The sequence below is a fragment of the Saccharothrix xinjiangensis genome (assembly GCF_039527585.1).
Classification (GTDB): domain Bacteria; phylum Actinomycetota; class Actinomycetes; order Mycobacteriales; family Pseudonocardiaceae; genus Actinosynnema; species Actinosynnema xinjiangensis.
Map to the genome: position 1 here is coordinate 45,131 of NZ_BAAAKE010000015.1, position 25,033 is coordinate 70,163.

At 73.9% G+C, this 25,033-nt stretch carries 20 protein-coding genes and 1 pseudogene; 9 read left to right on the forward strand and 12 right to left on the reverse strand.

The genetic code is table 11. The features are described 5' to 3' along the window. Window positions 1–16 precede the first annotated feature (16 nt). The 3 genes from ABD223_RS26320 to ABD223_RS26330 are packed head-to-tail and all read left to right on the forward strand — an operon-like array spanning window position 17 to window position 2,427. Complete coding sequence (locus ABD223_RS26320; RefSeq protein ID WP_344039195.1) at window positions 17–1,030, forward strand: LacI family DNA-binding transcriptional regulator; 1,014 nt, start codon at window positions 17–19, stop codon at window positions 1,028–1,030. 34 nt (window positions 1,031–1,064) lie between these two features. Next, window positions 1,065–1,652 carry a DUF305 domain-containing protein gene (locus tag ABD223_RS26325; protein WP_344039196.1) on the forward strand — a complete coding sequence of 196 codons (588 nt, stop codon included), beginning with the start codon at window positions 1,065–1,067 and terminating at the stop codon, window positions 1,650–1,652. Between the two features lie 40 nt (window positions 1,653–1,692). Beyond that, window positions 1,693–2,427 carry a DUF998 domain-containing protein gene (locus tag ABD223_RS26330; protein ID WP_344039197.1) on the forward strand — a complete coding sequence of 245 codons (735 nt, stop codon included), beginning with the start codon at window positions 1,693–1,695 and terminating at the stop codon, window positions 2,425–2,427. Here the strand turns inward: ABD223_RS26330 and ABD223_RS26335 are convergent. Then, window positions 2,391–4,004: an AMP-dependent synthetase/ligase gene (locus ABD223_RS26335; RefSeq protein WP_344039198.1), complete on the reverse strand. Its 1,614-nt coding sequence runs from the start codon at window positions 4,002–4,004 to the stop codon at window positions 2,391–2,393. The two genes, ABD223_RS26330 and ABD223_RS26335, sit on opposite strands and share 37 nt — an antisense overlap. A 46-nt stretch (window positions 4,005–4,050) precedes the next feature. Here ABD223_RS26335 and ABD223_RS26340 point away from each other — a divergent pair, with 46 nt between their 5' ends. From ABD223_RS26340 to ABD223_RS26350, 3 genes are all read left to right on the forward strand, one after another. Beyond that, on the forward strand, window positions 4,051–4,599 hold the full coding sequence (locus ABD223_RS26340) for a TetR/AcrR family transcriptional regulator (RefSeq protein ID WP_344039199.1): 549 nt from the start codon (window positions 4,051–4,053) through the stop codon (window positions 4,597–4,599). 4 nt (window positions 4,600–4,603) lie between these two features. Beyond that, window positions 4,604–5,011 (forward strand): hypothetical protein, encoded by a 408-nt coding sequence (locus ABD223_RS26345; RefSeq protein WP_344039200.1) that lies wholly within the window; start codon window positions 4,604–4,606, stop codon window positions 5,009–5,011. A gap of 156 nt (window positions 5,012–5,167) precedes the next feature. After that, on the forward strand, window positions 5,168–6,634 hold the full coding sequence (locus ABD223_RS26350; RefSeq protein ID WP_344039202.1) for a cellulase family glycosylhydrolase: 1,467 nt from the start codon (window positions 5,168–5,170) through the stop codon (window positions 6,632–6,634). 63 nt (window positions 6,635–6,697) lie between these two features. On the opposite strand, the gene ABD223_RS26355 is transcribed toward ABD223_RS26350, so the two are convergent. The 3 genes from ABD223_RS26355 to ABD223_RS26365 are packed head-to-tail and all read right to left on the reverse strand — an operon-like array spanning window position 6,698 to window position 9,700. Further along, window positions 6,698–8,176 carry a glutamate-cysteine ligase family protein gene (locus ABD223_RS26355; RefSeq protein ID WP_344039203.1) on the reverse strand — a complete coding sequence of 493 codons (1,479 nt, stop codon included), beginning with the start codon at window positions 8,174–8,176 and terminating at the stop codon, window positions 6,698–6,700. Window positions 8,177–8,198: 22 nt separating this feature from the next. Beyond that, window positions 8,199–8,858 (reverse strand): 4'-phosphopantetheinyl transferase family protein, encoded by a 660-nt coding sequence (locus ABD223_RS26360; RefSeq protein ID WP_344039204.1) that lies wholly within the window; start codon window positions 8,856–8,858, stop codon window positions 8,199–8,201. Next, complete coding sequence (locus tag ABD223_RS26365; RefSeq protein ID WP_344039205.1) at window positions 8,855–9,700, reverse strand: metallophosphoesterase family protein; 846 nt, start codon at window positions 9,698–9,700, stop codon at window positions 8,855–8,857. The genes ABD223_RS26360 and ABD223_RS26365 overlap by 4 nt, the downstream gene beginning before the upstream one ends. A 415-nt stretch (window positions 9,701–10,115) precedes the next feature. On the opposite strand from ABD223_RS26365, the pseudogene ABD223_RS26370 reads away from it, so the two are divergent. The 3 genes and pseudogenes from ABD223_RS26370 to ABD223_RS26380 all read left to right on the forward strand — a co-directional run. Then, window positions 10,116–10,457, forward strand: a pseudogene (locus ABD223_RS26370) (transposase); the annotation flags it as partial. Window positions 10,458–10,564: 107 nt separating this feature from the next. Next, window positions 10,565–10,816, forward strand: coding sequence for a hypothetical protein (locus tag ABD223_RS26375; protein WP_344039206.1), 252 nt, complete (start codon window positions 10,565–10,567; stop codon window positions 10,814–10,816). Window positions 10,817–10,878: 62 nt separating this feature from the next. Beyond that, window positions 10,879–11,679, forward strand: a complete 801-nt coding sequence (locus ABD223_RS26380; protein WP_344039207.1) for an alpha/beta fold hydrolase — start codon at window positions 10,879–10,881, stop codon at window positions 11,677–11,679. On the opposite strand, the gene ABD223_RS26385 is transcribed toward ABD223_RS26380, so the two are convergent. From ABD223_RS26385 to ABD223_RS26420, 8 genes are all read right to left on the reverse strand, one after another. Further along, window positions 11,676–14,555, reverse strand: a complete 2,880-nt coding sequence (locus ABD223_RS26385; RefSeq protein ID WP_344039208.1) for a TIR domain-containing protein — start codon at window positions 14,553–14,555, stop codon at window positions 11,676–11,678. The two genes, ABD223_RS26380 and ABD223_RS26385, sit on opposite strands and share 4 nt — an antisense overlap. A gap of 52 nt (window positions 14,556–14,607) precedes the next feature. After that, window positions 14,608–15,780, reverse strand: a complete 1,173-nt coding sequence (locus ABD223_RS26390) for a sensor histidine kinase (protein WP_344039209.1) — start codon at window positions 15,778–15,780, stop codon at window positions 14,608–14,610. Beyond that, window positions 15,777–17,495 (reverse strand): sodium/solute symporter, encoded by a 1,719-nt coding sequence (locus tag ABD223_RS26395; RefSeq protein WP_344039210.1) that lies wholly within the window; start codon window positions 17,493–17,495, stop codon window positions 15,777–15,779. The genes ABD223_RS26390 and ABD223_RS26395 overlap by 4 nt, the downstream gene beginning before the upstream one ends. Further along, window positions 17,492–17,875 carry a DUF485 domain-containing protein gene (locus ABD223_RS26400; protein ID WP_344039211.1) on the reverse strand — a complete coding sequence of 128 codons (384 nt, stop codon included), beginning with the start codon at window positions 17,873–17,875 and terminating at the stop codon, window positions 17,492–17,494. Before ABD223_RS26400 ends, ABD223_RS26395 begins: the two co-directional genes overlap by 4 nt. After that, window positions 17,872–18,714, reverse strand: a complete 843-nt coding sequence (locus ABD223_RS26405) for a LytR/AlgR family response regulator transcription factor (protein ID WP_344039213.1) — start codon at window positions 18,712–18,714, stop codon at window positions 17,872–17,874. The genes ABD223_RS26400 and ABD223_RS26405 overlap by 4 nt, the downstream gene beginning before the upstream one ends. A 41-nt stretch (window positions 18,715–18,755) precedes the next feature. Continuing rightward, window positions 18,756–19,064, reverse strand: coding sequence for a hypothetical protein (locus tag ABD223_RS26410; RefSeq protein WP_344039214.1), 309 nt, complete (start codon window positions 19,062–19,064; stop codon window positions 18,756–18,758). Between the two features lie 230 nt (window positions 19,065–19,294). Then, complete coding sequence (locus ABD223_RS26415; RefSeq protein WP_344039215.1) at window positions 19,295–22,291, reverse strand: AfsR/SARP family transcriptional regulator; 2,997 nt, start codon at window positions 22,289–22,291, stop codon at window positions 19,295–19,297. Between the two features lie 46 nt (window positions 22,292–22,337). Further along, window positions 22,338–24,839: a DEAD/DEAH box helicase gene (locus tag ABD223_RS26420; RefSeq protein WP_344039216.1), complete on the reverse strand. Its 2,502-nt coding sequence runs from the start codon at window positions 24,837–24,839 to the stop codon at window positions 22,338–22,340. Window positions 24,840–25,033: the final 194 nt, after the last annotated feature.

The following is a 25,033-nucleotide window of genomic DNA, read 5'->3' on the forward strand; positions in this document are numbered from 1 at the left end:
CGGTATAAAGGCGGACGTGGACCGCAGACCAGTCACGTTGGAAGAGGTCGCGCGGGTCGCGGGTGTTTCCCGGGCCACGGTGTCCCGGGTCGTCAACGGGGTCGCCACGGTGGACCGGGAGCTGCGCCAGGTGGTGGAGAAGGCGATCTCCACCACCGGGTACGCCCCCAACCGCGCGGCGCGCTCGCTCGTCACCCGGCGGGCGGGTGCGATCGGGCTCGTCCTGCCGGACGAGGGGCGCACGCTGCACGACCCGTACTTCGGTCGGGTGGTCAGCGGTGTGCTGCCGGTGATCCGGCCGCTGGGCGTGCAGCTGGTGCTGACCACCACCGATCCCGGCGGCCACCAGGAGGTGGTCGACGACGTCCGGCAGCGCAGGCTGGACGGCGTGATCCTGATCCACACGCACGACGCGGACCCGCTGCCGCGCCTGCTGACCGAGTCGAACCTGCCGGTCGTGCTGGCCGCGCGCCCGGTCCGGCCGATGTCGATCACCTACGTCGACGTCGACCAGGCCGCGGGCGCGGGGCTGGCCGTCGACCACCTGGTGGCGCGCGGGTGCCGCCGGGTGGCCACCGTCACCGGCCCGCTGGAGGCGCCCGCCGGCCAGGACCGGCTGCGCGGCTTCCGCGAGGCGGTGGCCCGGCACGGCCTGCCCGAGCCCCTGGTCGTCGAGGGCGACTTCTCCCGCGAGGGCGGCGCCGCGGCGGCCCGCCGGCTGGTGGCGGGCCGCGGGCCGCTGGGCGAGGGGTTCGACGGCCTGTTCGTCGCCTCCGACCTGATGGCCACGGGCGCGCTGCCGGTGCTGCGCCACCGGGGCCTGCGGGTGCCGGAGGACGTGAAGGTGGTCGGGTTCGACGACAGCAGCCCCGCGGTCGAGTGCGACCCGCCCCTGACCACGGTGCGGCAACCAGTGGAGGACATGGCGGCCGAGATGGCCCGGTTGCTCGTGGAGCGCGTCGAGCGACCGGACCGCCCGATCAGCTCCGTCGTGTTCGCCCCGACCCTCGTGGTCCGCCAGTCCGGCTAGCCCGTCCACGCGCTCACGGTCCCCGGGAGTGCTCGTGCGTTGGTTGACGGTCCTGTTTTCCCTGGTCGGCGCGATGGTCGTGCTGGGCGCGTGCGGAGCCGAACCGGCGCCGACGACCGTCTCGCCACCCGCTGCCCAGCCACCTGCCACGACGACGCCGACCATGCCGTCGACGACCGGCGGCCTGAGCCCCACCGACGCCGCCTACGCGCAGCTGGCCATCCCGCAGGCCGAGTCGGCCCTGCCGCTGCTGGACGCGGTGCGGGCGCGCTCGGGCGACCCGGCGCTGGCCGAGCTGGCCGCCCGCGCGGGCGTCGGGCACCGCGGCGAGCTGACCCGGCTGCACGGCGTGCTGACCAGGGCCGGCTTGAGCTACCTCGGCGAGCACGAGGGCCACGACATGCCCGGCATGATCACGCGGGACGAGTTCCAGGCGGCCGACCGGCTGACCGGCGCGGAGTTCGACGCCGAGGCCCGCGTGCTGCTGCGGAAGCACTTCGAGGAGTCCGCCGCCGTGGCCAGGGCGGAGCTGGGCGCGGGCGCGGACGCCGAGCTGCTGGCGCTGACCCGCGACATCGAGGAGTCGCGCGGCGACTACCTGTCGAAGCTGTCGATTCGCTGAACACCGGAACTCCCGCCGGTCACGGTCCGTTTCGTCCGGTGTGCTGACCGCTCAACTCGCGCCGACCCGTTCCCCGGCCCGCTACGCCGCCCTCGCCGGCGCTGCCGCCGTCGTGCTGACCGTGGTCCTGATCGGCGGCCTCGACCTGCTCCGGCTGACCGAGTCCACCCACCACCTGCGCCGCACCATCAGCGAGTACGCCCTCGGGCCGCACCGCCGGGTGTTCGACACCGGGGTGGTGCTGCTGGTGCTCGGCTCGCTGACGATCCTCGCGGTGCTGGTCAGGAGGGGGATGGCCCGGTGGCACTCGGCGGGCGCGCTGGCGTTCGCCGCGTGGTCGGTCGGCTTGGCCCTGGTCGTGGTCTTCCCCAAGAACGACTGGTCGATCGGCCCGAGCCTGAGCGGCAGCATCCACCGCTTCGGCAGCCTGCTGGCGTTCATCAGCCTGCCGATCGCGATGGTGCTGCTGGCCCGGCCCTGGGTGCGCGACGCCGCGTGGGGCGCCTACGCGCGCTGGACGTTCCGGTTCGGCCTGCTCTCCGCGCTCACCTTCACCCCGCTGCTGTACGCCATCCTGGTCAACGCCGTCACCGGCAGGTCGTGGTGGCGCGTGTTCCCCCTCGGCTACGTCGAGCGCGTGCTGGTGCTCACCGAGGTGGTCGCGGTGCTGGTGGCCGGGGTGTGGGCGATCGCGTGCGGCGCGGCGGCGACCAGGGTGGCGCCGCCCGCGCCCGCGCCTCAGCCCGGGTACAGCCCGTCCAGGACGTCCCGGTAGCGGTTCTCGATCTCCTTGCGCCGCATCTTCAGGCTCGCGGTGAGGGTGCCGTCCTCGACGCTGAAGTCCTCCGGCAGCACGGCGAACCGCTTGATCGTCTCGTGCCGGGCCAGCCCGGCGTTCGCGGCCTCGACGGCGCGGCCGACCTCGGCGTCCGCGTCCAGGTCGGCGGGCGCGGTCTCGGGGTCGATGGTGACCAGCGCGACGCAGTAGTTGCGCTGGTCGCCGTGCACCAGCACGTTGCCGATGTACGGGCTGTGGGACTTGATCAGGCCCTCGACCGCCTGCGGTGCCACGTACTTGCCGCCGGAGGTCTTGATCAGCTCCTTCTTGCGGTCGGTGAGCCGGAGCCTGCCCTCCCCGTCCAGCTCGCCGACGTCACCGGTGCGCAGCCAGCCGCCGTCCAGCGCCTCGGCGGTCTCCTCGGGCAGGTTGTGGTAGCCGCGCATGATCCCGCGCCCGCCGATGAGCACCTCGCCGTCCTCGGCGATGCGCACCTCGGTGCCCGCGAGGGGGCGGCCGACCGTGCCGAGCTTGTTCGACCCCGGCCGGTTGACGAACGACGCGGCGGAGGACTCGGTGAGGCCGTAGCCCTCCAGGATCGTGATGCCCGCCTTCGCGAAGAACTCCGCGACCGGCAGGGACAGCGGCGCGGAGCCGGAGATGAAGTACTTGATCCGGCCGCCGACGCGGTCCCGCAGCTTGCCGAACACCAGCTTGTCGGCGATCTTGTTGCGCAGCGACCACGACGGGTGCTCGGCGACGTCGAGCGCCCACTCGAACAGCTTCGCCTTCACGCCGCCCGCCTCGCGCATCGAGGCGACCACCTTCTGGTGGATCTTCTCGAAGATGCGCGGCGCGGCGGCCACCACGGTCGGGCGCAGCTCGGCGAGGTTGGCCGCGATCCGGTCCACCTCGCCGTCGACGGCGGTGGGCGTGCCGGTGGCGATCATGCCGACCTGGAGGACCTTGCCGAACGCGTGGGACATCGGCAGCCACAGGAAGTGCAGCTCCTCGGGGCCGAGGACGCCCAGCTCGTCGATGGCCTCGGCGGTGTGCAGCCAGTTGTCGTGGGTCAGCTCCACGCCCTTGGGCGTGCCGGTGGTGCCGGAGGTGTAGATGAGCGTGGCCAGCCGCTCCGGGGTCAGCTCGTCGACCATGGCGTCGTAGTCGCCCCCCGGTTCCCCGTCGGGGACCCGGTCGATCGGGACGACCTCCGCGTCGACCCGGTCGGCCAGCCCGGGGTCGGCCACCACGAGGACGCTGCCGGAGTCGCGGACGATGTGGGCGACGACCTCCCGCGTGCTGCTCGGGTAGATGGTGGTCGTCACGCCGCCCGCCGCGAGCACGGCCAGGTCGGTCAGGACCCAGTCGACGCTGGTCCCGGCCATGATCGCCACCCGGGCCTCGTCACGCACGCCGAGCTGCCGGAAGCCCAGGGCGCGCCGGCGCACCTCCTCGCCGACCTCGGCCCACGTCATCGACGTCCACGCGTCGCCGTCGCGCCGGCGCAGGGCCTCCCGGTCGGGGGTGGCTCGCACCCGTTCGCGCAGCAGGTCGGGGATGGAGCGGGCCACGGTGTCCTCCTCTGGAGCGGCGCTCTAGAGCGGTACTCTAGCCCGTGTGAGATCGACTAGTCGGCGGGCCGTGCTCGACGCGGCCCTCGCGCTGGTCGCCGGGGGAGGGCCGGAAGCGGTCACGATCAGCGCCCTCACCGCCCGCTCCGGGGTGTCGAACGGCAGCGTCTACCACCACTTCGGCAGCCGGGCGGGCCTGTTCGCGGTGCTGTACGGGGAGAGCTTCGCGCACTGCATGGCCGCGCTGACGCCCGCGCTGGAGGTCGAGGGCGCGGAGGGCGCGGTGCGCGCCGTCGTGGCGCGGTACCTGGAGTGGGTGGTCGGGAATCCGGGTCGGGCCCGGTTCCTCTACGCCGCACCGCACTCCGCCGACCCCGCGGTGAAGCTCGGGGCGTTCGAACCGGTGGCGCGCTGGTTCGCGGCCCGGATGGCGGCGGGCGAGTTGCGCGCCGTGCCGCTGTGGGCGCTGGACCCGGTGGTGATGGGGCCCGCGCACGAGTGCGCCCGGCGGTACCTGGCGCACGGCTTCGACCTGGAGTCCTCGACGCGTCTCGTCGCCGACGCGGTGTGGGCGGCCGTCGCGCCCGTAGGGTGATCACATGGCCACTTGGGGCGACCTCGCCGCGTACGTCCACGACACCTACGACGTGATCTCGGAGAACGAGGACGAGATCCGCATCCTGTTCAACTTCGAGCAGTTCGACGAGGACGACGAGCGCACCCAGGTGATCATCCTGGTCCGCGAGGTGCTCGACCGGCAGCACGAGTGGGTGCAGATCGCCTCGCCGATCGGCCTGGCCGCCAACGTGGACCTGAGGGCGTTCCTCACCGAGGTCGGCAACTCGACCATCGCCTGCGGCGCGGCGGTCATGGGCGACCACGTCGTGCTGCGGCACTCGCTGCCGCTCTCGCACCTGGACATCCACGAGTTCACCGAGCCCCTGGCGCTGCTCGCGGGCACGGCGGACCGGATGGAGGAGACCTTCTTCGGGGGCGACGACTACTGACGCCGGTACCGGTACCGACCGGTTCGGGGACGCCACCGGGCGGACCGTTGACAGGGGGCGCGCGGGGATGCTGTGATCCCCGACAACAGATAGGAAACTTTCCTAACTGATCGGCCGCCGCCGTGTTCACCCCCGAGACCCGTGGGAGGCACCTCCGTGGCACCCCGTCCCCGATGGCTCGCGGCCGTCGCCGCGTCCGCCCTGCTGGCCGCGCCCGCGCCCTGGGCGCAGGCCGCTCCGGCCGAGACCGCACCGGCCGCACCGGCCGCTTCGACCCCGACCGCCCTGGCCACCACCGAGCACCAGGCCGAAGGCGCGTCGGTCTCCGGCGGCGTGGTCGAGTCCAACCACGCCGGCTACACCGGCGGCGGTTTCGTCAACTACGACAACGCGCCCGGCAGCCACGTCGAGTTCACCGTCACCGCGCAGGCCGGGCCCGCCACCCTGGCCCTCCGGTACGCCAACGGCACCACCACCAACCGCCCGATGACCATCTCGGTCAACGGGACCGCCCAGGCGAGCGGCGTCGCGTTCGCCGGCACCGGCGCGTGGAGCACCTGGCGCACCGCCACCGCGAACGTCACCCTGGCGGCGGGCGTGAACCGCGTCCGCGTCGCCGCCACCACCGCCGCGGGCGGCCCCAACCTCGACCGGCTCGACGTCACCGCCGGCAGCCCGCCGCCCGGCCGCCCCGCCGACGTGAACGGGCAGCTGCGCGTGTGCGGCACCAAGCTGTGCAACAAGCACGGCAAGCCGATCCAGCTGCGCGGCATGAGCACGCACGGCATCCAGTGGTACGCGCAGTGCGTCAAGCCCGCGTCCCTGGACGCCCTGGCCACCGACTGGGGCGCGGACGTCCTGCGGATCTCGATGTACGTGCAGGAGGGCGGCTACGAGACCGACCCCCGCAGGTTCACCGACCTGGTGCACGGCTACATCGAGGAGGCCACCCGCCGCGGCCTGTACGCGCTGGTGGACTGGCACCAGCTGTCGCCGGGCGACCCGAACGCCAACCTCGCCCTGGCCCGCACGTTCTTCACCGAGGTCGCCTCGCGGCACCGCGACAAGACCAACATCATCTACGACATCGCCAACGAGCCCAACGGCGTGGCGTGGTCGGCCATCAAGTCCTACGCGGAGCAGATGATCCCGGTCATCCGCGCCCAGGACCCGGACGGCGTGGTCTTCGTCGGCACCCACGGCTGGGGCTCGCTCGGCATCTCCGACGGCCGGTCCGAGCAGGACATCGTCAACAACCCGATCAACGCCACGAACTTCATGTACACGTTCCACTTCTACGCGGCGTCGCACCAGGACGAGTACTTCAACGCCCTGACCCGCGCGGCGGCCCGGCTGCCGATCTTCGTGACCGAGTTCGGCACCCAGACCTACACCGGCGACGGGGCCAACGACTTCGCGTACAGCCAGAAGTACCTGGACTTCCTGGCGGCCAACAAGATCGGCTGGACGAACTGGAACTTCTCCGACGACTTCCGGTCGGGCGCGGTGTTCAAGGAGGGCACGTGCGCCGGCAACTCGTTCGCCGGCACGTCGGTGCTGAAGCCCGCGGGCCAGTGGATCCGCGAGCGGATGCGCACGCCGGACGACTTCCCGACGAGCTGACCTCCGACCAGCCGACCTCCGGACGGGGGAGCGGCGGGGACCCGTCCCCGCCGCTCCCCCCGCTCAGTTCACCGGCCAGGTGTGCACCGGTTCGTTCGAGTGCATCAGGTCCCGGTAGGTCCGCAGCATCCGCCGCAGCGCCTCCGGCCGGTCCAGCGCCGTGTGGTCGTAGTGCCGGTGGAACGCCCGCGCCTGCCACGTCGCGCCGTTCACCCCGCTCAGGCACCGCTGCTCGATGATCCCCAGCAGGCGGTCGCGGTCGGCGGCCTCCACCTTCAGCCGCACCAGGCCCTCGTGCGCCATCGGCAGCAGCCGGCGCAGCACCAGCTCGACCACCGGCACCGTGCCCAGCCCCGGCCAGTAGACCTGCGCGTCGATGCCGTTGCGCGCACCGGCGGTGAAGTTCTCCTCCGCCGCGCTGAACGACATCTGCGACCACAGCGGCCGCTCCTCCTCGGCCAGCGCCTTGACCAGGCCGTAGTAGAACGCGCCGTTCGCCAGGGTGTCCACGACCGTCGGCCCGGCGGGCAGGGTCCGGTTCTCGACCCGCAGGTGCGGCTTGTCCCGCACCACGTCGTACACCGGGCGGTTCCAGCGGTAGATCGTGCCGTTGTGCAGCCGCAGCTCGGCCAGCGACGGCGTGTCGCCCCGCTCCAGCACCTGCACCGGGTCCTCGGGGTCGCAGATCGGCAGCAGCGCCGGGAAGTAGCGCACGTTCTCCTCGAACAGGTCGAAGATGGACGTGATCCACCGCTCGCCGAACCACACCCGCGGCCGGACGCCCTGCTCCTTCAGCTCGTCGCTGCGCGTGTCGGTGGCCTGCTGGAACAACGCGATCCGCGTCTCCCGCCACAGTTCCTTGCCGAGCAGGAACGGCGAGTTCGCGCCCACCGCCACCTGCACGCCGGCGATCGCCTGCGCCGCGTTCCAGTACGACGCGAACGAGTCCGGCGACACCTGGAGGTGGAACTGGGTGGACGTGCACGCCGCCTCGGGCACGATCGAGTCGGCCGTCATCTGCAACCGCTCGACGCCCTCGACGGAGATCTGGAGGTCCTCGCCGCGCGCCGCCAGCACCTGCTCGTTGAGCAGCGCGTACCGGGGGTTGCCCGACAGCGCCTCCACGGCCATGTGCTTGGCCTGGAGCGTCGGCAGGATGCCGATCATCACCATGTGCGCGTCCACGTCGCGCGCCTTGCGGTCGGCCTCGTTGAGCGAGTCCCGCACCACCGACTCGAACTCGGTGATCCCGCCCCCGGTCAGCTGCCGCGGCGCGACGTTGATCTCCAGGTTCCACTGGCCGAGCTCGGTGACGAAGTCGGGGTCGGCGATGGCCTCCAGCGCCGCGGCGTTGCGCATCGCCGGGTCACCGGCGTCGTCCACGAGGTTCAGCTCGATCTCCAGCCCGGTCATGGGCCGGTTGAACTCGAACCGGGACTCGCCCAGCATCCGGGCGAACACGTCGAGGCAGCGGCGCACCTTCGTCCGGTAGCGCGTTCGGTCCTCGCGGGTGAACTCGTGCCGCCCGACGTCGTCGCCCATTGCCCGCCTCCAAGCCGGTGGATCAGCGCGCGGGTACCGCGATCGCGGTGACCACAAACCCCTCGCGGGCCAGCCAGCGCCCGGTGAAACCCGTTACGGCGACACCGTCCACGACCGGGGTCTCCACCAGGATCCGGGCGATGAACGTGCCGTCGTCCGGGTTGATGGTCAGCTCCGCGTCCTCGAAACCCAGCCACCGCCGCGTCAGCGGGAACCACGCCTTGTAGACCGTCTCCTTCGCGCTGAACAGCAGCCGGTCCCACGCGACCTTGTCGCCGGACCCCCGCAGCCGGTCCACCTGCGCCAGCTCGGCGGGCAGCGCGATGGCGCCCAGCACCCCGTCCGGCGTCGGCTCGTTCGGCTCGGCGTCGATCCCGATCGCGCGCACCTGGTCGGCCCGGGCGACGGCCGCCGCCCGGTAGCCGTTGCAGTGCGTGATGCTGCCGACCACGCCCGCGGGCCACGTGGGCTCGCGCTTGGGGCCGGGCAGCAGCGGCGAGGGCGGGAAGCCGAGGGCCCCCAACGCGGCGCGCGCGCAGTGCCGACCGGTGGCGAACTCGCGGCGGCGCTTGTCCACCGCCTTGGCCACGTGCTCCTCCTCCTCGGGGAACAGCACCACCCCGTCGGGGTCGCCGAAGACGTCGAACGCCGAGATCGGCGGCGGCAGCAGGTCCGTGATCACCGGGAGTCCCCCTCGCGCAGCACGTCCAGCAGCGGCGCCGCGGTCCAGCCCCGGGGTTGCCACTCCCTCGGGTAGCCCAGCGACACCTCGTCGAAGCGCACGCCGTCCTTGCGGATGGTGCGCGGGATGTGCAGGTGGCCGTAGACCGCGACGGCCGCCCGGAACCGCAGGTGCCAGTCCGCGGTGCGCTCCGTGCCGCACCACAGGGCGAACTCGGGGTAGCGCAGCACGAACGTGGGGTCCCGGACGAGCGGCCAGTGGTTGATCAGCACCGTCCGCAGCGACGGGTCGACGGCGCCCAGCCGCCGCTCGGTCTCCGCGACCCGCGCCGCGCACCACGCCTCCCGGCTCGGGTACGGGTCCGGGTGCAGGAAGTACTCGTCGGTGCAGACGACACCGGCCTCCTGGGCCGCGGCCAGCGCCGACGCCTTGTCCGTCGTCCCGGCGGGCCGGAAGGTGTAGTCGTAGAGCGTGAACAGCGGCGCCACCGCGACCGGCCCGCCCGCGCCCTCGAACACCGCGAACTCGTCCTCGGGCGTGAGCACGTCGATGCTGCGGCACAGCTCGACCAGCTGCTTGTAGCGCACCTCGCCGCGCGCCTGCACCGCGTCGTCCTTCGTCGTCCACAGTTCGTGGTTGCCCGGCGACCAGATCACCCGGGCGAACCGGGCGCGCAGGAGGCCCAGCGCCCACTCCACGTCGTCGAACCTCTCCGCCACGTCGCCGGCGACGATGAGCCAGTCGTCCGGTGAGCGCGGGTGGATCGCGTCGACGAACTGCCGGTTCTGCTGGTAGGTGACGTGCAGGTCGCTGGTGGCGAGCAGGCGTGGCGGGGTGGTCACCTGTCGAGGGTATCGCCGGCGCGGCGGCTCGGGGAGTGACCGCTCATCCGCTCGTCGCTCGCCGCGGGCCGTTCGGCGGCGCCCGGGTGGCCGCGTGACGCTGCACCGCTCCCGTTCGTCGCGCGTCGTCTTACCAGGGGGCGCCGCTGTTCCTAGCGTGATTGGCATCACGACGTCCTGGGCGGAGGACCCGATGACCAACCACGTACGACCCGTGCAGCCGTTCGGCCGAACGGTCGGGGCGGAGATCGCCCGGCAGGTGCAACAACACGCGTACCCGGCGGTCGCGCCGCGGCGCGCCGACGACGCCGCCCTGGCCACGTTGCTGCGCGCCCGCCAGCGCGGCGACGCCCAGAGGCAGGAGCCGTGGGTGCGCCGGGCGCCTGAAGCGCCGCCCCGACCCCCGCACGCCGACGTGATCGAGCAGTTGGCCGTGCGCCTGGTGCCGCCGTCGCTGTGGGCGGCGGTCGAACCGCTCATCCCGCCGGCGAAGGTGCGCAGGCAGGGCGGCGGCCGGGGCCGGGTGTCGGACCGGGCGATCTTCACCGCGATCGTGTTCGTGCTGACCAGCGGCTGCGCGTGGCGGCACCTGCCGGCCACGTTCGGCGTGACCGTGCCCACCGTGCACCGGCGGTTCCAGGAGTGGACCGAGGCGGGCCTGTGGATGCGGCTGCGGCGGGTGGCGGCGGACGGCGCGGTGGACGAGGCCGAGTGGCTCAGGCTGGTCCTGGACGCGGCGGAACGGCGCGGCGCGAGAGCCGCGGGGTAAGACGAGGCGAAGGGGAACGGCGGCCGGGACGGGGGCGTCCCAGGTGTGAACCGCGGACGCCCGCGCGGCCGTCGTTCCCCACGGAGGTGTCGAAGATGCCGGAGTTGTCCGGGCGCGAGGTCGCCCTGCTGCGCGCGACCGCCGCCAACCGGGTCGAGCTGACCGGGAACGCCGAGCCCGACGTGCGGGTCGACGCCCTGCCGTTCTGCGACCCGGTCACCGCCCGTGCGCTGGTGCACGCGGGCCTGATCCAGCCGGTCGTGCCGGTGGAGCCGGGGCAGTGGGCCGCGGCGTGCCTCACCGAGGCGGGCGCGGTGGCGCTGGGTTCGGGCCTCATCGCGGCCTGAGGTCGGCCCGGGACCTGTCGGGTTCGCGCCCGTCGCGGCCCGGGATCCGCTTGACTGGGCGCATGACCCCCGTGCGCGCGACCGTCGTGGAAGGCCCCGCCGACGCACCGCCCGCCGTGTTCCTGCACGGCGTGCTCAGCTGGGGCGACGACGAGGACTACGGCTTCGGCAACCAGCGGCCCCTGGCGGCCGGCAGGCGGCTGCTCCTGGTGGACCGCCGCGGCTACGGCGAGAGCCCGGACCTCGACGGCCCCCACCGCAGCGACTACGCCGTGGACGCGGAGGACGTCATCCCCCTGCTGGGCGACGGCGCCCACCTCGTCGGGCACTCCTACGGCGCGGTGGCCGCGATGCTCGCCGCCGCCGCCCGCCCCGACCTGGTCCGCTCGCTGTGCCTGGTCCAGCCCGGCGCGCTGCGCCCCGCCGAGGACCACCCGGTGGTCGCCGAAGCCCTGGCCCGCGCCCGCGCGGCCACCGCCGCCGCGCCCGACCTGAGCCCCGAGGACTACCTGCGCCTGTCCACCGGCGCCGTGGGCCTGGCCGCGCCCGAACCCACGCCGGAGCGCTTGCGCGCGGCCCGCACCACCATGGGCGAACGGCCGTGCTGGGACGCCGACGTGCCCCTGGGGCCGCTGGCCGCCGCCGGGTGGCCGGTCCTGGTGGTGCTGGGCGACTGGGCCGGCGCGCCCGAGCAGTACCGGCGGCTGGCCGGTGAGCCCCTGATCGCCGCCGGCCGCGAGATCGCCCGGCGGGTGGGCGCGGAGCTGCTCACCGTGCCCGGCTACTACCCGCACGTGCAGCGGGCGGACGAGGTGAACGCGGCGCTGGAGGCGTTGTGGGCGCGGGCGGACGCCGAGCGTTAAGCGAACAACTCGGCGAGGTCGCCCGCCAGCTCGGCCAGCACGCGCTCGGCGTCGTGCGCCGGCAGCTCGGTCAACGTGGTGGTCGCGGGCACGCCCTGGAACCGGCTCAGCGCCGGGGTGCGGTGGAACGTGCTCGGCCCGACCAGGACCGGGACGACCCGGCACCCGCCGGTCTCGGCGGCGGCCAGCAGGGCGGGCAGCTCGACCGAGTTGATGTAGTCCGAGGCCAGCGAGTCGGCGCTGACCAGCACCAGCGCCGCCTTGGCGCGGGCGAGCGCCTTGGTGATCTCCCGCTGCCACCGGTCGCCCAGTTCGATCCGGCGGTCCGACCACAGGTCCAGTTCCAGCGGCTTGAGGTGCACCTGGAGCCGCTGGAGCCAGTGGGCGTCCCGGTGGCTGTAGCAGACGAAAACCTGGTCGCGCGGTGCCGGCAGCCGCTTGCCGGCCAGGTCCAGCAGCTCGTCGCGGCGCAGCTGCCGCAGGTAGAACAGGAACTGCGGGTCGTCGACCACCAGCCGCCGCGAACGCGGGTCGTGGAACAGGTGGTCGTCGTGGTGGTCCTCGAACAGCTCGGTGCGCCGCCCGTCGAGCTTGAGGATGCCGTCCTGGGTCTTGGCCAGCTCCAGCAGCAGGTCGACGCACACGGCCTCGTCCGCCCGGTCCCTGGTGATGAAGTCGAGCACCACGTCGTGGTACTTGGGCTCCAACCGCTCGGTCACCTTGGACCGCGCGTGCCCCAGTTCGGTGTGGATCACCCGGCGGCTCGGCTCGGTGTGGCGGACACCGGCCGTCAGCGCGATCTGCCAGCACAGCATCTGGGCGGTGAGCAGGCTCCCCGCCGCGGTGCGGGAGATCTCGGCCTTCCGGTCGAACTCGATGTTCAGCGCTTCCTCGCCCTGCTCGATCAACCGCACCACCAGGGCCTCCACCGCGTTGCGCAACTTGAACACCTTGATGCGCGTCGCCACGTCCCACCCGATCGAGACCAGCGAGCGCGTGGTGCCGGGGATGCCCAGCAGGACCAGCCGCCGGTCGGCCGAGCCGAGGTCGGCCAGCAGCTTGAGGTGGTCGGCCAGGCGGGCCTGGACCTCCGGCCGCAACCGCTGGAAGTCGTCCACCGCGACCAGCCCTTCGTGCCGCTCGGGCAGCGCCTCGATGACGGGCAGGTCGCGCGGGTCGCGAGCGCTCAGGACCCTGGTGCCGGCCAGGTCCGGGTCCAGGGCCACGGCCCGGCGCAGCATCGTGGTCTTGCCGATCCCGGACGGCCCCTCCAGGACGATGCCCAGCCCCGGCTGGCGCAGGCGCTCCCGGAACTCGGCGAAGTCGTCCGGCTCGACGAACGTCACCGTGGGCACACCGGTCTCGGTGAAGACCTCGCTCAACCCCCGGCGCGCGGGCGGCCGACCCCCGGCGACCGGTCTCGGCGGCCCGCCGCGCAACTGCTCGCAGGTGAACCGCACGCCCTCCACGACGCTCAGGACCGCGTCGTCGAGCCTGGGCCAGTCCACGGCCGGGCGACCACCGGTCGGCAGGGGTGGCAGGGACCCGAACTGCTCCTCCCACGCCGCCGGGCGGTACACGACGGGCAGGACCGCCGAGAGCCGCGCGTGGTGCCGGTCCACCGCCACGCGGAACTCCCGGCTCACCCCGTACTGGACGGCGAGCAGGTCGCGGCTGACCACGACGAGCACCAGGCCGGCGACGCGCACCCCCGCGTCCACGTGGCCGTCGAGGTCGAGGTTCGCCTCGGAGACCGCCCGGGTGGTGATCCACCCGAGCACGTGTTCCGAGACCAGCGGGCGCAGGGCCTCCGCCAACTCCCCGGCGAACGCCTCGTCCGGGATCGCGTGGACGATGACCAGGGTCGGCGCCGCCTGCACGTCGCGGACGCGACGGGCCTGGAAGACCCCGCCGGACGCGGCAGCCGCGCCGTTCCGGGCCACCAGGGTGAACCCGGAGGTGGTGGTGGGCGTGGTCAGCGCGCGGAGCAGAAGTTTGCCCACTTCCGCGAAGCCCAGGTCGACCACGCTCACCCGGCGCGCGAACGACCTCGTGGGCCCGCCCCGGGCCACCTCGACGGCCGTGGTCCGGCCACGCCACCGCGACAGGGCGGAAGCGGCCGGCTCCGGCAGGTTGGGCGACACGACGACGACCAGGTGGTCGACGTGGTCGAAGGAGGCGGGCGCCCCGCCGGCCGAGGGGGCGCCGAGGAGCCGGGTCTCCAGTTCGGCGGAGTAGCCGGCCCCGGTGAGCAGGGCGGCGATCGACTCGGCCCACTCCGCGTCCCGCGCCTCGTGCACGACCGCGAAATCGGTGCGCGCCCCCGGCGGCGCGGTTTCCGTGCCGGACCGGCCGACGACCCGGACCCAGGCGTTGGCGGCGAACGACTTCACCTGCACCTGGACCCGCCGGAAGTCGCCGATCAGGGTGGTGTGCCTGATCACCTCGTCGAAGAACCAGTCCGAGACTATGACGACCAGGCCGTGAGGCGAGGTCCTCGCCGCGGCCTTCAGGGCGGTCGAGTCCGCGAGGCGGTGGACGGCGATCAGCTCCGGGCTCGTCTTGCCGCGCGCGTCGTAGAGCACCTCGCCCGCGTGGAGCGCCACCCGGATGCCGATCCGGTCATCCCCGGCACGAGCCGCGTTGTGCCGCCGCAGGAGCCTCGCCAGGGCCGCGACCCACGTCTCCGCGACCGCGACCTTCGACACGTGCGCCGGCACGAGGACGAGCAGGGAGTCGCCCGCGTCCTCCACCGACTCGTCATCCCACGGCAGGCCCGCCGCTTCGCAGGAGTCCCGGACCAGCGCGCGGACGTCCTCGCGGAGGGCGACCCCCGCGCTCCGCCCCGTCGTGGTCGGCACATCGACCACGATCATCGTGTGGTGTAAGAGAGGGCCTTCCGGTCCCGCCACTCCTGCCACCCCTCCCTCAGGCGTGCACGCCCGCCGAGTACTTCGGCACCCGCACGCTGATCTTCGTGCCCAGCCCCTGCGCGGTCTCCACCACCAGCCCGTAGTCGTCGCCGTAGCAGCGGCGCAGGCGCTCGTCGATGTTGCCCAGCCCGATGCCCGCCGTCGCGCCGACCTGGCCCGCCAGGGTGCGGCGCAGCGCCTCCGGGTCCATGCCGATGCCGTCGTCCTCGATGGTGATGTGCGCCTCCTCGCCCGCGTCCGCCGCCAGGATCGAGATCCGCCCCGGGCCGACCTTGCCCTCCATGCCGTGCCGCACCGCGTTCTCCACCAGCGGCTGGAGGCACAGGAACGGCACGGTCACCGGCAGCACCTCGGGCGCGATCTGGAGCGTCACCTGCAACCGCTCGCCGAACCGCGCCCGCTCCAGCGCCAGGTACTGGTCGATCGACTTCAGCTCCTCCGACAGCGTGGTGAAGTCACCGGCCCGGCGGAACGAGTAGCGGGTGAAGTCGGCGAAGTCCAGCAGCAGCGTGCGGGCGCGCTCGGGGTCCGTGCGCACGTAGGAGGCGATCGCGGACAGCGAGTTGTAGATGAAGTGCGGCGAGATCTGCGCCCGCAGCGCCCGCACCTCCGCCTCCACCAGCCGGGTCCGCGACCGGTCCAGCTCGGCCAGCTCCAGCTGCCCGGACGCCCACCGCGCCACCTCGTTCGTGGCCCGCACCAGCCCGGCCGACGCCTCCCGGCTGTAGGCGGCGAGCACGCCCACCACCCGGCCCTCCACGGTCAGCGGCGCGAGCACCGCCGTGTTGACCGGGCAGTCGGCGCGCGCGCAGGTGATGTCGAACGCCCTGGTGCGCCCGGTGCCGAACACGTCGGCCGCCAGGCCCATCGCCTCGGCCGCGTGGTGGGCGCCCTCGCCCTCCCACGCCACGACCTCGGTCTCGTCGGTCAGCGCCAGCGCCGGCGTGCCGAGCAGCGTGCGCAGGTGCTTGGCCGACCTCTTCGCCGCGTCCGGCACCAGCCCGGCGCGCAGCGGCGGCGCGGCCGACCACGCCGTGTGCAGCGTCTCGAACGTGATCCGCTGCTCGTTGGTCAGGAAGTCGTTGCGGGTGCGGGAGGTCCGCCACAGCGTGATCACCACCGCGAGGCCGACCAGCAGTATCGCGCCGGCCGTCCACACGGCGGTCACAACCGGTCCTGACTGCGCAGGCCCAGGTTCTCCGGCGCGTGCAAGCGCACCATCACGTGGTTCACCCCCGGCGGCACCCGACGCGGCGTCAGCAGCGACACCGCGTACATCACGACGAACCCGAGCGGCGCGGTCCAGGCGGCGGGCCGGGCCAGGAACACGTGGTACCACGAACCCGCGCCGCCGCTGATCGTCACCAGGCCCGCCACCAGCGCGGGCAGCCCGCCCGCGAGCATCCCGGCCACCGCGCCCGCCGTGGTGATGCGGGTGCTCCAGATGCCCAGCACCAGCAGCGGGCACAGCGACGACGCCGCCACCGCGAACGCCAGCCCCACCATGTCCGCCACCGGCACGTTCCCCACCAGCCACGTCATGCCCAGCGGCACCAGCACGGCGGGCACCGTCGACACCCGGAACCCGCGCACGCCGCGCAACCGCAGCACGTCCCGGCTCAGCACGCCCGCCAGCGACACCATCAGCCCCGAGGAGGTGGACAGGAACGCGGCGAACGCGCCGCCCGCCACCAGCGCGCCCAGCAGCTGCCCGCCCAGCCCGTCGACCATCCGGCTGGGCAGCACCAGCACCACCGCGTCGGTGTTGCCGGTCATCAGCAGCTCCGGCGTGTAGAGCCGGCCGAGCGCGCCGTAGATCGGCGGCACCAGGTAGAACACGCCCAGCAGGCCGAGCACGATCAGCGTGGTCCGCCGCGCCGCGCGCCCGTTGGGGTTGGTGTAGAAGCGCACGATCACGTGCGGCAGGCCCATGGTGCCCAGGAACGTGGCGATGATCAGCGAGTACACCGCGTACAGCGGGAACCGCTCGCCGCCGCGCATGGGCATCGCCCACGTCTCGTTGGTGTTGGCCGGGATCGAGCTGACGTGCGGCACGGCCGCACCCCGCGGGAACGTCAGCCGCGAACCGGCGGCCGCGGTGTGGTCGCCCGCGGCCAGCTCGCCGAAGCCCTCGACCCGCAGCCCGTCCACCACGCCCGTGCCGGTGTACGGGATGGCCTCCGGCACGTGGAACGAGGCCGCGCCGTCGAACGTCACCGTGGTCTGCCTGGTGAACTCGGGGTACTCCGGCCCGGTCAGGCCCTTCGCGCCGTGCGCGTGCCAGGCCGCCACCAGGAACACCACCGGCACCGCGATCGCGGTCAGCTTGAGCCAGTACTGGAACGCCTGCACGAACGTGATGCTGCGCATCCCGCCGGAGGCCACGTTCAGCGTGACCACCACGGCCACCACCAGCGCGCCCACCCAGTCCGGCGCGCCCGTGACCGTGTGCAGGGTCAGGCCCGCGCCCTGGAGCTGCGGCAGCAGGTACAGCCAGCCGATGCCCAGCGCGAACACCGACGCCACCGCCCGCACGGTCGGCGAGCCGAACCGGGCCTCGGCGAAGTCCGGCAGCGTGTAGGCGCCGCTGCGCCGCAGCGGCGCGGCGACCAGCGCGAGCAGCACCAGGTAGCCGGCCGTGTAGCCGACCGGGAACCACAGCATGTCCGGCCCGTGCGCGAACACCAGGCCCGCGATGCCGACGAACGACGCGGCCGACAGGTACTCGCCGCCGATCGCCGAGGCGTTCCACCACGGCGACACGGTGCGCGAGGCGACGAAGAAGTCCGAGGTGGTGCGGGAGATCCGCAGGCCGTAGGCGCCCACCAGCACGGTCCCGATCGCCACCACCAGCACCGCGATGATGCCGTAGGTGCTGCTCACGACCGTTCCACCAGCTCGGCGAACTCGCGTTCGCCGCGCTCGGCCTGCCGCACGTAGAACCAGCCCGCGAGGACGAACACGGGGAACACCAGCACGCCCAGCAGCAGCCACGGCAGCGGCAGGCCGAGCAGCCGCTGCGAGCCGACCGAGGGCACGAGCGTGAACAGCAGCGGCAGCGCCGCCACGCTCCCGCACACCACCGCGCACAGCAGCAGCCCGAGCCTGCGCTGGGTGCGGATCAGGGAGCGCATGTAGACCGCGCCCAGCTCGCTCTGCTCGTCGATCTCCCGCGAGGCGGGGTAGGGGCGGGGCGCGCGCGGCGCGCGGGTGCGCGGACTCGTCACCACCACCCGCTGGCGCGGCGGCTGGGGTCCCGTCACGACGGCTGCCGGTTGCGGCGCACCAGCAGCTGGCGCAGGTGCCTGGCGTGCCGCCGGCTGACCGGCAGCACCGCGCCGCCGATGTTGACGCTCAGGTGGCCGTCCTCCAGGCGCAGCTCGTCGATGTGCCCGAGCGACACCAGGTGGCTGCGGTGGATGCGCACGAACCCGGCCGACCGCCAGCGCTCCTCCAGCCCGTTGAGCGCGGCGCGCACCAGCCCGCTGCCGGTGGCGGTGTGCAGGCGGGCGTAGTCGCCGTGCGCCTCGACGTAGCGGATGTCGGCCAGCCTGATGAACCGGGTGATCCCGCCCAGCTCGACCGGGATGACCTCGTCGCCGACGTCCGGGGCCTTCTCGGCGGGCGGGGCGGCGGCGGGCGGTTCGGCGGTCTTGGAGTCGAGCACCTCGTGCACGATCCGGTGCACGGACTCCGCCAGCCGCTCCGCGCGCACGGGCTTGAGCAGGTAGTCGAGCGCCTTCAGCTCGAACGCCTCGACCGCGGGCTCCTGGTGCGCGGTGACGAACACGATCGGTGGCGGCTGGGCGAACCGGGACAGCACGCGGGCCAGGTCCAGCCCGTCCAGGCCGGGCATCCGGATGTCGAGGAACACCGCGTCCACCGGCTGCCCCGCGTCCATGGCGCGGTGCAGCGTGCGCAGCGCCTTGGTCGCGTCGGTCACCGCCTCGACGTGGCCCACGCGCGGGTCGGAGCGCAGCAGGTAGACGAGGTCCTCCAGGGCGGGGGCCTCGTCGTCCACCGCGAGCACCCGCAGCGTCCGGTCGAGTGCCCCGCGGCGCTCCGGGCCCTCGCAGAGGGGACAGGGCAGTCCTGAGGTCATCAGCTTCCAATGCGGTGCGGTGCGGTCGACGGCGACGGCGATTAGACCACCGGACGACCATCCTCGCTCTTCGGGGCGGCCAAGGGCAACGACCGCCGCGCGGCGGCGGCGTCGCCCAGGCTGACCTCCAGTTCGAGGAAGGCCTCCTCGCCGCGCCGCGCCGCCAGCGACACCGAGGCCGCCGCCGCGCTGCCCACGAACCGCCGGGTCGGCTCCTGCAACCCGCGCACCACCTCGGACCACCGGTTGGCCAGCCGCGCCAGCTCGGTGAGCGCGGAGACCAGCTCGGCGGACGTGCCCGGCGGCCCGTCGGCGATCCGCGCCAGTTCGACGTGCGGATCGGAAGCCATGCCGTCCCCCAGCTGTGAGCCGCCCACGTACCGGAACCCGATGCTCCCGCTCCGCCCGCGGCCGGTCAACGACCCGGGGGAGTGGTCTTGATTGGCGCCGCGTCGCGGAACACCGGGGTCGCCCGCCGGCGTTCCGGCACGACCGCGACTCCTCGTGCCCCGACCGGGTCCGGCGCACGCGCCGACCGGGCCCCGGCGGCGTTCCGGGAGGGGGACGCCGCCGGCCCGGCTCACCCCGGCTCGGCCAGCGCCGCCGCCGCCAACCGCTCGACCACCGCGAACCCGCCCCGCCCCGCCAGGTCCGCCGCCGTGCCCGCGTGCCGCACCGCCTCGGCCCGCCGACCGTCCGCCACCAGCGCGCCCACCAGGTGCGCGTGCGACTGGGCCACCCCGAACAGGTACTCGGTGGACGCCGCCAGCTCCAGCGCCCGCAGGTGCGCCGCCACGGCCGGCCCCGGTTTGCCCAGGTGCCGCAGCACCAGGCCCAGCGCGTTCTGCACCTCCGACTCGATCCGCGGGTACCCGCCCAGCTCGTGGACCAGCCCCAGGGCCCGCTGCGCCGTCCGCAGCGCCTCCACGCGCTCACCGCCCAGGCACAGCGCCACCGCCAGGTGCGCCAGCGCCTCGGCCCGCGCGGGCCGGACCCCCGTCCGGTACCACGACGCCTCCGCGTGCCGCAGCAGGTCGACCGCCGCCGGGTAGTCGCCCAGCACCGTGCGGCAGCGGGCGAGCAGGCTCGCGCACGTCGCCTCCACGTTCGACCCGTCCGCGGCGCGCGCCAGCGCCAGGCCCTCCGCCAGCAGCTCCGCCGCGCCCGCCGCGTCACCGCGCATCAGCCGCAGCGCGCCGTGCCCGGCGAGCGCGCCGATCCGCACGTGCGGCGGCGCCCAGTCCTCCGCCGCCAGGGCCGTCATCCGGTCGAACGCGCCACCGGCCGCCGCGAGGTCGCCCAGCTCCAGGCGCACGACGCCCTCCAGGCCCGCGTGCAGCCACTTCAGCAGCCCGGTCGGGCGGGCCAGCGCCAGGTGCCGCAGCGCCACCCGCGGGTTGCCCAGGTTGCGGTGCTCGGTGGCGAGCCACACCAGCGTGGTCGCCTCCGCGGCCCGGTCGCCCGCCGCGCGCGCCGCGCCCAGCGCCGCGTTGACCGCGTGCAGGAACTCCACGTGGTGGCCGTGCGAGCCGAAGTACCCGCTCACCGCGTCGATCAGCCGCCACGACAGCTCGCGCGGGCCGTGCTCGGCGCAGTGCTCGGTCGCCGCCAGCACGTTCGGCCGCTCGGCCTCCAGCCACGCCCGCGCCTCGTCCGGGGTCAGCCGCGGCGGCCCGGACGCGCCCAGCTCCGGGTACAGCACGTCGCCCACCTCGACGGCCGTGCGCAGGTACCAGTCGAACAGCCGCCGCCGCGCCGACGCGAGGTCCTCGCCCGCCGCCGCGGCCCGGTCGGCCGCGTAGACCCCGATCAGGTCGTGCAGCGCGAACCGGTCCGCGCCGACCCGCTGCACGAGGTGCGCGGACGCCAGGTCGTCCAGCAGCCGCCGCGACACCTCCTCGGGCTCGTCCAGCAGCGCCGCCGCGCCGCACGCGCCGAAGTCCGACCCCGGCAGCACGGCCACCAGCCGGAACAGCCGCGCCGCGGCCGGTGTCAGCGCCGCGTACGACAGGTCGAACGCCCGCCGGACCGCCGCGGTGTCGTCGTTGTCCACGGCCAGCGCCGCCAGCCGGTCGCCGCCGCGCAGCTCCGCCACGTAGGAGGCGATGTCCGCGTGCGACGACCCGACCAGGTTGCCCAGCGCGATCCGCAGCGCCAGCGGCAGGTGCCCGCACAGCCGCGCCAGCTCGGCCAGCGCGTCGAACTGCGCCGCCGCGGCCTCCGGGCCCAGCGACCGGGCCAGCAGCTTCCACGCCTCGTCGCCGCGCAGCACGTCCAGCCGCACGGTCGTCGCACCCGGCGGGCGCAGCTCGTTGCGGCTGGTGATCACCACCGAGCACCCCGGGTCGCCGTGCCCCGGCCCCGCGGGCAGCAGCGGCAGCACCTGCTCCGCCGACGCCGCGTTGTCCAGCGTGATCAGCACCCGCCGCCCGCGCAGCCGCGCCCGGTAGCCGCGGACCAGCTCGTCCTCGCCCACCGGGATGTGGTCGGACCGCACGCCCATGGCCCGCAGGAACCGCGCCAGCACCGCCGAGGTGGACAGCGGCGGCGACGTGGAGTGCCCGCGCAGGTCCACGTACAGCTGCCCGTCCGGGTACCGCTCGCGCGCCGCGTGCCCCGCCGCCACGGCGAACGCCGTCTTGCCGACGCCCGGTGGCCCGCACACCACCACGGTCGCCCCGGACCGGGCGAGCAGGCCGGCCACCCGGGTCAGCTCCGCCGCGCGGCCGACGAAGTTGCCGACCGGCGCGGGCAGTTGCGCCGCGGGCGACCACGCGGGCCCGGCCGGCCGCGGCGGCGCCTGGTCGCCGGCGAGGATCGCCCGGTGCACCGCGCGCAGCGAGTCGCCGGGGTCCACGCCCAGCTCCCGCGCGAGCACCGTGGCCGCCTGCCGGTAGGCGTCCAGCGCGTCGGCCTGCCGGTCCGCCCGGTGCAGCGCCACCATCAGCTGGGACCAGAACCGCTCGCGCAGCGGGTGCCGCGCGGTCAGCCTGCGCAGGTCGGCGACCACCTCCTCGCACCGGCCGAGCCCCAGCTTCGCGTCCACCAGCTCGGAGGTCACCAGCAGCCGCCGCTCGACCAGGTTCGCCGCCTCGACCTCGTGCAGCGACTCCGACGGCACGTCCGCCAGCGGCACGCCGCGCCAGCACGCCAGCGCCCGCTCGTACTCCGCGACCGCCGCCGCCGCGCGGCCCGCCCGGACCAGCTCCGCGCCCCGCCCGGCCAGCGCCTCGAACCGGTGCAGGTCCAGCGCGTCGGGCAGCAGGTCGATCCGGTACCCGGTGGGCGTGGTGCGGATCAGCTTCGGCTCGCCGAGCGCCCGTCGCAGCCGCATCACGTACACCGGCAGCGTCTGCGCGGCCCGGTCCGGCGGCGCCTCGCCCCACACCCGGCGGATCAGCTCGGCCGCGGACACCGACCGGTTCGAGCCCAGCAGCAGGGTGGCCAGGACGATGCGGTGCTTGGCCGCGGTGACCTGGACCGTCCGGCCGTCGCGGCGGACCACCAGGGGCCCCAGCACGCCGAACTCGTCCCGCGACAGCGCTCCGCCTCCGATCTCGAAGTCGACTTCGACCATGGTCGTGCCCCGGTTCGCACCGGAGTACCACCGGATGGACCCGGACCTACAGCGGGCCGACTTCGGTGACCCGAACCGCGGCCGTGCCGGTCTCGTCGGACTCGGCCAGGTCGACCTCGGCGGTGAAGCCCCAGTCGTGGTCGCCCGCCGGGTCGTCGAAGATCTGGCGCACCACCCAGCGCCCGGTCTCCTCGGTGATCACGAGCATGGCGGGTCCGCGCGCGTTCGGGCCCGCGCCGATCTCGTCGTGCTCCTCGAAGTAGGGCTCCAGCGCGTCCTGCCAGTCCTCGGCCGACCAGCCCGAGCCGCCGTCGAGCTGCCCCAGCTCGTAGTAGTTGCGCCGGGCCGCCAGCTCCACCCGCCGGAACAGCGCGTTGCGCACCAGCACCCGGAACGCGCGCACGTTGCGGGTGACCGCGGGCGGCGCCTCGTCCAGCGGGCCCGCCTCCCCGGTGTCCTCGCCGGGGTTGCGCAGCTTCTCCCACTCGTCGAGCAGGCTGGAGTCGACCTGGCGGACCAGCTCGCCCAGCCACTCCTGGAGGTCGCTCAGCTCCTCGGTCTTGGCGTCCTCGGGCACGGTCTGCCGCAGCGCCTTGTACGCGTCGGCCAGGTACCGCAGCACCAGGCCCTCGGAGCGGGCCAGCTGGTAGTGCGAGACGTACTCGGCGAAGGTCATCGACCGCTCGAACATGTCCCGCACGACCGACTTCGGCGACAGGTGGTGGTCGGCGACCCACGGGTGCCCGCGCCGGTAGGTGGCGAACGCGGCCTCCAGCAGCTCGGCGAGCGGCTTGGGGTGCGTCACGTCCTCCAGCAGCGCCATCCGCTCCTCGTACTCGATGCCCTCGGACTTCATCGCGCCGATGGCCTCGCCGCGCGCCTTGTGCTCCTGCGCGCCCAGCACCTGGCGCGGGTCGTCCAGGGTGGACTCCACGACCGAGAGCACGTCGAGCGCGTACGACGGCGACTCGCGGTCCAGCAGCTCGATCGCGGCCAGCGCGAACGGCGACAGCGGCTGGTTGAGCGCGAAGTTCACCTGGAGGTCCACGGTGAGCCGGATGTCGTCGCCCTGCCGCTCCACCACGCCCGCCGCCAGCAGGCCCCGGTACATCGAGATGGCGCGCAGGATGTGCCGGCGCTGCGCGGGCCGGTCCTCGTGGTTGTCCTCCATCAGGTGCCGCATGGCGGCGAACGCGTTGCCGGGCCGGCCGATGACGTTGAGCAGCATGGCGTGGCTGACCTGGAAGCTCGACGTGAGCGGCTCGGGCTCGGCGTTCTTGAGCCGCTCGAACGTCTGGTCGCTCCAGGACACGAAGCCCTCGGGCGCCTTCTTGCGCACCACCTTGCGCCGCTTCTTCGGGTCGTCGCCCGCCTTGGCCAGCGCCTTCTCGTTCTCCACCACGTGGTCGGGGGCCTGCACCACGACCGTGCCCACGGTGTCGTAGCCCGCGCGGCCCGCCCGGCCCGCGATCTGGTGGAACTCGCGCGCCTTGAGGTGGCGGGTGCGCTGACCGTCGTACTTGGACAGCGCGGTGAACACCACGGTGCGGATCGGCACGTTGATGCCGACGCCCAGGGTGTCGGTGCCGCAGATCACCTTCAGCAGGCCGGCCTGCGCCAGCTGCTCGACCAGGCGCCGGTACTTCGGCAGCATGCCCGCGTGGTGCACGCCGATGCCGTGCCGGACCAGCCGGGACAGCGTCTTGCCGAACCCCGAGGTGAACCGGAACCGGCCGATCACGGTCGCGATGGCGTCCTTCTGGGCGCGCGTGGCGACGTTGACCGACATCAGCGACTGGGCGCGCTCCAGGGCGGAGGCCTGGGTGAAGTGCACGACGTAGACCGGGGCCTCGTTGCCGTGCAGCAGCTCCTCGATCGTCTCGTGCAGCGGCGTGGTGACGTACTGGAAGTTCAGCGGCACCGGGCGCTCGGCCGAGCGGACCACCGCGGTGGGTCGGCCGGTGCGGCGGGTGAGGTCCTTCTCGAAGAACGCGACGTCGCCCAGCGTGGCCGACATCAGCAGGAACTGCGCCCGGGGCAACTCGATCAGGGGAACCTGCCACGCCCAGCCCCGGTCGGGCTCGGAGTAGAAGTGGAACTCGTCCATCACGACCTGGCCCACGTCGGCCGCGGCGCCGTCCCGCAGCGCGATGTTGGCCAGGATCTCGGCGGTGCAGCAGATGATCGGCGCGGTCTCGTTGACGCTCGCGTCGCCGGTCATCATGCCGACGTTCTCCGCGCCGAAGGTGTCGATGAGCGCGAAGAACTTCTCCGAGACCAGGGCCTTGATGGGCGCGGTGTAGAAGGTCCGCCCGCCGCCGCCGCCGCGCTGCGCGGCCAGCGAGGCGAAGTGCGCGCCGATGGCGACCAGCGACTTCCCCGAGCCGGTCGGGGTGCTGAGGATGACGTTCGAGCCGGAGACGATCTCGATGAGCGCCTCCTGCTGAGCCGGGTACAGCGACAGCCCCCGGCCGGACGCCCACTCGGCGAACGTGTCGTAGAGGAGGTCGGGGTCGGAGGTGGCCGGCAGCCGGTCGGTGAGAGTCATCGCAGGCAGAGCATAGTGGTAACGCCCGGTGATGGGCTCTCCTGACCTGGTGTCCCGAGTGGTGGGGACCGGGTCTTCGACCTAGGGTGCCGGCGTGGCCTCCCGACCCGGCGATCCGCGCGGCGGCGGCAGCGGGGTCGCGGCCACCCCGATGACGTCCGCCACCGGAAAAAACACCCGCGAGGAACACCACC